The sequence below is a fragment of the Rhizobium sp. rho-13.1 genome (genome assembly GCF_007000305.1).
Taxonomy (GTDB): Bacteria; Pseudomonadota; Alphaproteobacteria; order Rhizobiales; family Rhizobiaceae; genus Rhizobium; species Rhizobium rhododendri.
Genome location: NZ_SCFL01000044.1, coordinates 1 through 9579, shown reverse-complemented (window position 1 = coordinate 9579; position 9579 = coordinate 1). Strand labels below are relative to the sequence as shown.

The 9579-nt window shown below is 57.9% G+C and carries 8 protein-coding genes and 1 tRNA gene; 2 read left to right on the top strand and 7 right to left on the bottom strand.

All coding sequences use genetic code 11. The features are described 5' to 3' along the window. Nucleotides 1–812: 812 nt before the first annotated feature. From EQW76_RS28150 to EQW76_RS28135, 4 genes are all read right to left on the bottom strand, one after another. Nucleotides 813–889, bottom strand: a tRNA-Met gene (locus EQW76_RS28150). Between the two features lie 148 nt (nucleotides 890–1037). Continuing rightward, nucleotides 1038–2237: a tRNA 2-thiouridine(34) synthase MnmA gene (mnmA, locus tag EQW76_RS28145; protein WP_143123503.1), complete on the bottom strand. Its 1200-nt coding sequence runs from the start codon at nucleotides 2235–2237 to the stop codon at nucleotides 1038–1040. A 214-nt stretch (nucleotides 2238–2451) separates the two neighbouring features. After that, a complete protein-coding gene (locus EQW76_RS28140) occupies nucleotides 2452–2742 on the bottom strand; it encodes a hypothetical protein (RefSeq protein WP_348539578.1) in 291 nt (96 codons plus the stop codon). Nucleotides 2743–3088: 346 nt separating this feature from the next. Further along, nucleotides 3089–4195 carry a mechanosensitive ion channel domain-containing protein gene (locus tag EQW76_RS28135; RefSeq protein ID WP_143123501.1) on the bottom strand — a complete coding sequence of 369 codons (1107 nt, stop codon included), beginning with the start codon at nucleotides 4193–4195 and terminating at the stop codon, nucleotides 3089–3091. 260 nt (nucleotides 4196–4455) lie between these two features. Here EQW76_RS28135 and EQW76_RS28130 point away from each other — a divergent pair, with 260 nt between their 5' ends. Then, a complete protein-coding gene (locus EQW76_RS28130; RefSeq protein WP_143123500.1) occupies nucleotides 4456–5418 on the top strand; it encodes a glycosyltransferase in 963 nt (320 codons plus the stop codon). Between the two features lie 67 nt (nucleotides 5419–5485). Here the strand turns inward: EQW76_RS28130 and serA are convergent, their stop codons facing one another. After that, complete coding sequence (gene serA / locus EQW76_RS28125; protein WP_143123499.1) at nucleotides 5486–7081, bottom strand: phosphoglycerate dehydrogenase; 1596 nt, start codon at nucleotides 7079–7081, stop codon at nucleotides 5486–5488. An 83-nt stretch (nucleotides 7082–7164) separates the two neighbouring features. Then, nucleotides 7165–8343: a phosphoserine transaminase gene (locus tag EQW76_RS28120; protein WP_143123498.1), complete on the bottom strand. Its 1179-nt coding sequence runs from the start codon at nucleotides 8341–8343 to the stop codon at nucleotides 7165–7167. A 521-nt stretch (nucleotides 8344–8864) separates the two neighbouring features. On the opposite strand from EQW76_RS28120, the gene EQW76_RS29105 reads away from it, so the two are divergent. Further along, nucleotides 8865–9038: a hypothetical protein gene (locus tag EQW76_RS29105; protein ID WP_153816516.1), complete on the top strand. Its 174-nt coding sequence runs from the start codon at nucleotides 8865–8867 to the stop codon at nucleotides 9036–9038. Between the two features lie 461 nt (nucleotides 9039–9499). Here the strand turns inward: EQW76_RS29105 and EQW76_RS28110 are convergent. Next, the coding region (locus tag EQW76_RS28110) for a hypothetical protein (RefSeq protein ID WP_143123504.1) at nucleotides 9500–9579 on the bottom strand (80 nt) is incomplete at its 5' end.

Genomic DNA, 9579 nt, shown 5'->3' with positions numbered 1-9579 from the left:
CGCAAAATCACGATATCGCCCAAAACTCGCAAGGCGGTCCACGCCGGAGCGATACGCTACGCAATGAGGCGTGACAAAACCAATGCTCTGCAAACCCTCGCATAGAACGGACGGTAATATTCACCTGCCCTATCTATAATAAAACATAGCTTTGCATAATACAATAAATCATTGCACAACAACTAGTTCCGGAAATAGACTAAATAGTACATAATAACCCCAACAGAGGAGAGTGATAATATAGAAACTATACTACAAATAATAATTATCAATATACGCAGGCGCTAATCGATGCAAAAAATCGTCCGCGTTGTTGATATGTGTTTTCTCATGATTTAAATATAGGTAACGTTATGAAATGTCTAACACTATTTTGGTAGACTAGCTCAGCTGTTGCATCCTGACCCACGCTCTCTTCATGGAACCGTCCCTCCCTGCATCAAAGAGTTGTTATGCCTAGCCGACAGAGACCCACGGAGGAACGTTTGGAAGTTGAGCGCAAGCACTTCACGACCTCTGCAAAAAGGCATTATGTCAAGCAATCGCCGTGGAGCAAGCGCCGAGAAACTTACTTTGGGATTTCGATAGGAGTATTGTGTCAATCTAACGGGCAAATCAGGGTCCATGATGTCGAGTTTCCAGCCACAATATTGGCCGAGTACGAAAACCTTGATGCCATGCTCATAGATTGGGTAAAGCTGTAGTGCCACTTTGTCTGACACCAAGCAGCGACGCGCACAATCGCGCTACATAGATAGGTGCTTATCGTAAGCGATGCACCTAGAGAATTGAAGTTAACTAAAGGGTTGTAGTGGTAGCGGGAGAGGGACTCGAACCCCCGACACGCGGATTATGATTCCGCTGCTCTAACCACCTGAGCTACCCCGCCGCAAGACCTATGCGACACTCTTAAATTCGAGGCGAAAGATCTGTTTGGTTGAGCGGCTTATAAAACCGCCTTCACCTTAGTGTCAAGCGCGGCGAAGACAAAAATCGACGCGCCGAGTGACAAGTAGTTTTCCGGCGCTTGGCAATGCTCAGGCGGCGACGGCCGGTCGCAGCAGGGCTGCGAGCGACGCCTCGGCAGATGGCTCCCGTTCAGATCGTTCGATAAAGCCGCCGCCATAGACGCGGGCGTTGTCGCCGGGTGTGGAATAGAGGGCGCAGGCCTGTCCAGGGGCAACGCCCGCCTCGCTGATCGTAAGATCAACATAGATGCCAGACGCGTTAACGTGCAGCACGGCTGGCGTCGGCTGGCGTGTGGAGCGAACCTTGGCATAGCAGGCAAACCCCTCGCCCCCAGCGGCCACTTCAAGTGCCTCGTCGCCAAGCCAGTTGACGTCGCGCAGGTGAACCCGGTGCGTCTCCAACGCTTCCCTGGGCCCAACGATGACGCGGCGCGACCGCGCGTCAAGGTAAACCACGAAGAGTGGTTCGCCAGTGGCAACGCCGATACCGCGCCGCTGGCCGATCGTGTAGTGCAGAATGCCCTCGTGGTTGCCCAGCACGCGTCCGTCGAGATGGACGATCTCGCCGGCGAGCGCCGCATTCGGCTTCAGCTTCGTGATGATGTCAGAATACTTGCCCTGCGGCACAAAGCAGATGTCCTGGCTGTCGGCCTTCTTGGCAACGACAAGCCCCATCTCCTCGGCCAGAGCCCGGGTATCGGCCTTCGGCAGGCCGCCGAGCGGAAATCGCAGGTAATCGATCTGCTCCTGCGTTGTCGCAAACAAAAAATAGCTCTGGTCGCGATCGGCGTCGGCAGGCCGGTAGAGCGCCCGGCGCCCGGGATTGTCGGCAGAGGGGTTCGCACGCGAGCGGATGTAATGGCCAGTGGCCAGCGCGTCGGCGCCGAGCTCCCTCGCTGTTGCCAGCAGATCGGCAAACTTAACCGTCTGGTTGCAGGAGACGCAAGGGATCGGCGTCTCGCCGGCAACATAGCTTTCCATGAAGGGATTGATTACGGTGTCGCGGAAGCGCTGCTCGTAGTCGAGCACGTAATGGGGAATGCCGATCGTCTCGCAAACCCGGCGCGCGTCGTCGATATCCTGTCCGGCACAACAAGACCCGGCACGATGCACGGCAGCACCGTGGTCGTAGAGCTGCAGCGTGATGCCGAGCACGTCGTAGCCCTGGCGCTTCAGGATGCCGGCCACCACAGAGCTGTCGACGCCGCCGGACATGGCAACGACGATGCGGGTATCTTCCGGACGCTTGTCGAAATCGAGTGAATTCACGGTCTGCCTGCCGTTCCCTTGTCGCGCGTTCTGGTGACCTTCCGCGCCATGCCCGCAGAGCGGCGACATCTGGCTTGCCGGACCAAAAGAGGCTCCGGAAATCTGCGGTTTCTGGCAGACGATATAGAAAGAATTGGCATTGCACGCAAGGCCCGGAGCGCAAACGCAGGTAGCCGCCCGATCGGCGGCCGGCTGATAGAGCGTTTTGTCGTTCTCACTGCGTCTCGCCGCGCGCGCGAACGATGCAAAAGGTATAGATTGTCGCATAGCTCGTCGAGACGATCAGCGGCAGGGTAATGGTCTGTGCGATCCGCGGCGTCCCGCCAAGACGATGCACCAGGATGAGAACGGCTGCAGAACCCAGGCCGGTAATCAGCGGTGGGGCCCAAAGCGCTGAACTGACAGGAAAGCGCCTTGCCAGCACGTCTATTGCCGACTTCTGAAGCACCATAAGCAGCGCAGACAGCATTCCCTGCACGAGCCCGGCCGACAGGGGCTGCGGCATCGGATATCTGCGATTTGCATAAAAAGCCCAACTGCCCATGGCGGCGGACGCAAGCAGGAGATGAACAAGCATGCTGGATGCTAACCGACGCAACGCTGCCCTCATATAAAGACCATCCAATACCAAAAAGATGTCCAACGAACGGCACCGAAAAGACGACGGAATAGAGGCGTCGAGCGATAAAACCGCAATGCCCTCAATGCAATTTTGTCGTAGCGTTACGGTGAATGGTTCGAACTGCAGCTTTGAGCGACGCAGTCGACCCTTTGTTATTGGAGAACACCGCCTGGATCTACCGCGAGCATCGACCGGAGACCTAGAAATCGCATCCGTCCACAACGGCAGCCTACGCCGCAGGGCTCGACTGGTTCGGCTCGCGCGGCACCAGGTCGCGCATGTCCATGCGCAACTGCGGCAGCGCCTTCGGGTACTCCGACTGAATGAACTCGATCAGTTTTTCACGGACCTCGCACCGAAGGTCGAACGTCCGGCCAGCGCTCGATGCAGACACGAGAATACGGACTTCGAGCACAGTCTCGCGGAAATCCGTGACGGCGACATTGACCACGCGCCGATCCCACAAGGCCGATTCCGCCGCTATCGCCTCGACCTTCGCGCGCAAAGCCGCCACCGGCACGCTGTAGTCGAGATAGATCATGACAGTGCCGATCAGCGACGAGCTTTCGCGTGTCCAGTTCTGAAACGGCTTCTCCATGAAATAGCTGAGCGGCAGGATCATTCGGCGCCAGTCCCAGAGCTTGACCACGACATAGGTCGAGGTGATCTCCTCGACGTTACCCCACTCGCCCTCGACCAGTAACGCGTCATCGATACGGATCGGCTGGGTGATCGCAAGCTGTATGCCGGCAAATAGGTTCTTCAGAACCGGCTGCAGGGCAAGACCGAGAACGATACCGGCGACGCCGGCCGAGGCAAGCAGGCTGACGCCGTATTGACGCACCGGCTCAAACGTCATCAGCGCTGCAGCGATCGCCACGATGACGATCATGAGGTCGCCGATACGCTGCATGATCTTCGATTGCGTCACATGCTTGCGGGCAAGCAGATTGTCCTCCGCATCGAGCTTGAAGCGCCGGAGGTAGACGATCATCCAGATGTGCAGGGCCGACTTGCTCATCCAGGCAACCTGCGCGATGAAGCAAATGAGCAGGACGTGCCGCAACAAAGATGCCTGCACCTCGGTCAACGGGGCAACCGAGACCGCGAAAGCCAACGCAGCGACGACGATGGCAAAACGCGCTGGGCGTTCCGTGCGCGAGATCAGCGATCGCCAGAACAGATCCCAGGTGGCGACTAGCCTCGTGAGCATGTTGAAAAGCAGCTTGTGGACCACGAGGCCAAACAGGATCGCAGCAATGATCAGCACGAAGCCTACGATCCAGCCGGGCAGCCAGTTCAATTGATCGTCAACTCTTGCCAGGAATTCCTTCATGCTCCCAAAATAGTGTGCGGTGCGACATAGGAAAGGGTGCGCTGCAAAATTAGCATTTCGAGGCCGGCCACAGAAGGCCTTGCTCCCACCTGGCACCTAAGTCACGTTCAAATTTCATAAACCATCCCTATTCGGTGATTGGGAAATCGTTGCGCGGATGCCCCCATTAGCACCAAATCTTAAAGACACGCCTTTAGAGCTATAGGCCCGTGCCGTCTCAATTCTTGGCACGGAAAGCCTCTGCGTGCTGGAGCTGCCGAATGCTGGAAATCACGGAATTCAAACCCTCGTCAGCGGCCTTCGGCAAGAAGCGGATCGCCGTGCTGCTTCCCTGCTACAACGAGGCCGTGACGATCGCTAAGGTAGTGGCCGATTTCCAGATGTCGCTGCCGGGTGCCGCCGTCTATGTCTACGACAACAATTCATCCGACGGCACCGGCGCCATCGCCCGTGCTGCAGGCGCCATCGTTCGTGTGGAAAAGCGGCAGGGCAAGGGCAATGTCATTCGACGCATGTTTGCAGATATTGATGCCGACATCTATGTGCTTGCAGATGGTGACGGCACCTATTCGGCCCTGTTCGCGCCGATGCTGATTGACGCGCTGATTTCAGACGAGCTAGATTTCGTCAACGGCTCGCGCGTCTCAACACTTAGCGGCGCCTATCGGCCCGGTCACCAGTTCGGCAACAGGCTTCTGTCCGGAATCGTCCGCTGGATTTTCGGACCGCAATTTTCAGATATGCTGTCCGGCTACAAGGTCCTGTCGCGCCGGTTCGTCAAATCGTTTCCAGCCATGTCCAGCGGCTTCGAGACGGAGACCGAGCTTGCAGTACATGCGCTGGAACTGCGCATGCCTTGCGCAGAATTGCCGACACCCTACAGCGAACGGCCGGAAGGTTCGGTGAGCAAGCTGAACACGGTACGTGACGGTGCGCGTATCATGTTGATGATCGTCAAGCTCATCAAGGAAGAGCGGCCGCTGATGTTCTTCGGCCTGTTCGGCCTGCTGTTCTTTACCATTGCAACCGTGCTGATGGTGCCTGTCCTGATGACCTTTTTCGAGACTGGACTGGTTCCACGCCTGCCAACGGCAATCCTCAGCCTCGGTATGGTGCTGCTCGGGTTTCTCAGCATCTTCACCGCCCTCATCCTCGACATGACCACCCGCGCCCGCCGAGAGATCAAACGCCTCATCTACCTGTCTGTCGGTCGGATTCTTTGAATGCTACTGAAAACGCGTAAAGCCGACGCGATCGCTCGCGCCGGCTTTGAGTTGAGTTGACGATAGATCAGTCGACGTTGAAGACCAGAGGCCGCGCCTGGCGGATGGCAGGATTGGCCGTCAGCTTTGCCAACACATCGTCGCTGATCGCACCATCGACGTAGAGCAGCGCAATGGCGTCTCCGCCCTGGCTGTCGCGGCCGAGCTGGAAGTTGGCAATATTGACATCGGCCTGCCCGAGCGTCGTCCCGATGAAGCCAATCATGCCGGGAACGTCGGTGTTCGTGATGTAGACCATGTGCTGTCCGACATCCGCGTCCAGGTTGATGTTTTTGATCTGGATGAACCGCGGCTTGCCATCCGAGAACACGGTGCCTGCAACCGAGCGGGTCATGCCGTCGGTCTTGACAGTCAGCTTGATGTAGCCGTCATAGACGCCGGTCTTGTCGCGCTTGACCTCGGACAACACGATGCCCTTTTCCTTGATCATGATCGGCGCCGAGACCATGTTCACGTCCGACACCTGCGTACGGATCAGGCCGGCCAGCAGCGCCGATGTCAGCGCCTTGGTGTTCATGGTGGCCGTGACGCCATCGTAGAGGATCTCGATTTCCTTGATCGGCTCGTCCGTTACCTGGCCGACGAAGGCGCCAAGCACGTCGGCAAGACGGATGAACGGCTTCAGCAGCGGTGCTTCCTCGGCAGTGATGGACGGCATGTTGATGGCGTTGGAAACGGCGCCCTTCATCAGGTAGTCCGACATCTGCTCGGCGACCTGCAGGGCGACATTTTCCTGCGCCTCTGTGGTGGCAGCGCCCAGATGCGGCGTGCAGACGACGTTCGGCAGACCGAACAACGGGCTTTCCTTAGCAGGCTCGACCTCGAAGACGTCGAAGGCCGCACCGGCGACATGGCCGGACTTTATGGCTTCAGCAAGGGCAGCCTCATCGACCAGCCCGCCGCGCGCGCAGTTGATGATGCGAACACCTGGCTTCGTCTTTGCAAGCGCCTCCTTGTTGAGGATGCCGCGCGTCTTGTCGGTCATCGGAACATGCAAGGTGATGAAGTCAGCCTGTGCAAGAAGCTCCTCCAGTTCGACCTTGGTGACGCCCATTTCCTCGGCCCGTTCCTTGGACAGGAAGGGATCGTAGGCGATGACGTGCATCTTCAGCCCCAGGGCGCGCGAAATGACGATAGAGCCGATGTTTCCGGCACCGATGACGCCGAGTGTCTTGCCGGTGATTTCAACACCCATGAATTTCGACTTTTCCCACTTGCCGGCCTGCGTCGAGGCATCGGCCTGTGGCAATTGGCGGGCAACGGCAAACATCAGCGCAATAGCGTGTTCGGCCGTCGTGATCGAATTGCCGAACGGCGTGTTCATGACGATGATGCCGCGGCGGGACGCTGCCGGGATATCGACATTGTCAACGCCGATGCCGGCGCGGCCAATGACCTTGAGATTGGTGGCGGCAGCGATCAGCTTTTCCGTCGCCTTGGTCGCGGAGCGGATCGCGAGACCGTCATAATTGCCGATGATTTCGGCAAGTTTGTCCTTGTCCTTGCCGAGTTGCGGCTGGAAATCGACCTCGACGCCACGGTCGCGGAAAATCTGGACGGCAGTTTCCGACAATTCGTCGGATACGAGAACGCGAGGTGCCATGATGGCCTCCTGAGAATGGGTTCAGCGATGAAGTCAATGAAATGTTGTGGCTCCGCCCTCTCGGCGGAGCCTGGATCGCTCGGTCAGGCAGCGGCCTTGGAAAGCGTTGCCTTCTGCGTCTGGAAAGCCCAGGCGAGCCAAGGCATAAGTGCCTTCATATCCGATGTCTCGATCGTCGCACCGGCCCAGATGCGCAGACCGGACGGCGCATCGCGGTAATGGCCGACGTCGAATGCCACCGCTTCCTTTTCGAGGAGAGCGACAAGGCCTTTTGCGAAAGCGGCTTGTCCATCCTCGTCAAGCACCGAGACGTCCGCGTCGACGATACGCAGGCAGACGGACGTGTTGGACGCTGTTTCCGACTTTACCGCGAGATTGGCGATCCAGTCGTTGGCAGCGACGAAATCGGCAATGACCTTGGCATTGGCGTCGGCCCGGCCGATGAGAGCCTTGAGGCCCCCGAGAGATTTCGCCCAGAGCAGCGCATCGATGTAATCCTCGACGCAAAGCATCGACGGCGTGTTGATCGTCTCACCGGTGAAGATGCCTTCGATCAGCTTGCCGCCCGAAGTCATGCGGAAGATCTTGGGCAATGGCCAGGCAGGGACGTAAGTCGTCAGCCGCTCCACCGCACGCGGAGAGAGGATGATGACCCCATGGCCCCCCTCCCCGCCCAGAACCTTCTGCCAGGAGAAAGTGGTCACATCTAGCTTGGCAAAATCGAGGTCCTGCGCGAAGGCGGCCGACGTGGCGTCGCAGATCGTCAGGCCCTTGCGATCGGCCGGAATGAAGTTGGCGTTCGGCACTCGGACGCCGGAGGTGGTGCCGTTCCAGGTGAAGACGACGTCGCGGTCGAAGTCGATGCTCGACAAGTCCGGAAGCTCGCCGTAGTCGGCTTCGATCTTGCGCGCATCCTTCAGCTTCAGCTGCTTGACGACATCCGTCACCCAGCCGGCACCAAAGCTTTCCCAGGCCACCATATCGACGCCGCGCTCGCCGAGCAGCGACCACATGGCCATTTCGACAGCGCCAGTATCGGAAGCGGGAACGATACCGATGCGGTAATCCGCCGGTACGTTCAGAATTTCACGGGTAAGGTCGATGGCTTGCTTGAGCTTGGTCTTTCCGACCTTCGCACGGTGCGAACGGCCAAGGGCCGCATTGGAAAGGGCATCGAGCGACCAACCAGGGCGCTTCGAGCATGGGCCAGAAGAAAAATGAGCATTGTGCGGACGGATGTCCGGCTTTGCGGTCTCAGTCATGAGGCTATCCTCTCAGATAGAAAGCCCTTCGTTGGGGAAGGGTGGCCCGCCGCTGGATATACGGCAAGCCCAGAGAATGCGCAATAGGTATGGATACTTGTGTCGCTATGCCGGGCAATCGCCACAGATTAACTATCGCTGCGGTGAACGCGTCTGAACTTCGAACGCTTTCGCAAGGCGGTCGAAAACAGTTTACCGCAACCCGCTCGTGGCAAAGGCGGACCGGGTGCTAGGCCCTGGGCATCGAAAGTGGCCGCCCTCCAGTCACTTTCTATGCCCGTTGGGAAGGATCATTGCAGCGAGGCAACAGTCGCTATCGAGATAATCGGGGGCACACACGCGAAGAACACGAACGCATGGAGCCATTGACGCAGGTCTCGGCCACCGACTCATAGGCCCGCGCATAGCAACCATCGCTGTGCGGAAAGTCGAGCACGACGAAGCGGGCTTTCTGCTTCTGGTCTGGATCAACACTGTAGTCTCGTCAAAGTCGGCCGGCACATGCCCTGGCGGATGCGCAGGTGGGACTCAGACCTCCGGGAAACACAAACTTCGCTCGCGTCATAGTCGTTGGTAATCGTGCAAGTCCCGGCGAAACGACACCCGTGCCGAAGTCGGTCGAACACCTGCTTGGCGGCATGACACTGCTTGCGCGGAACCTTCGCATTCTCATCAAGCCACCGATCGATGGCTGAAATAATGCATCGAGCTTGAACCGTTGAGTCGGAGACCGGCGCTGGCAGCCGGATGGCGTCGAATACAAAAGCATCGTGACCACGATGTCGCGAGATATATTGAAATGCTTGCTACCTGACGACGGCTCAATCCTTTAAAGGCAAGCCAGACGAACTTCCAAATAATGTTTCACGGTGTAGATCTTCCGCCCCCTACATTTATTGCAGGGGTAAATGGGTTGCCGAGTTTTTCCCCGACGCCGTGTCCACTTTTCGCAACGCCACTCTCCCGTCGATCCGACGATATCCGCCTATTTGCCTTGCTTGATACAAGACTTCATGCATCGCATCTCGACAATATTAAATCGTTCGATCTGTACCGGTCTACAGACGACCTATCTCGCGGCCTTGTTTAGGAAGGGAAATGGTGGGCCTCCGTTGCGGGCTTCTTCGCATCAATGGCCCTCGTTCGGCGAAATCCCTTAGACGCGGCCGAATTCGTCGTTGAGGCGAATGATGTCGTCCTCGCCGAAATAGGAGCCGGTCTGCACCTCGATCAGCT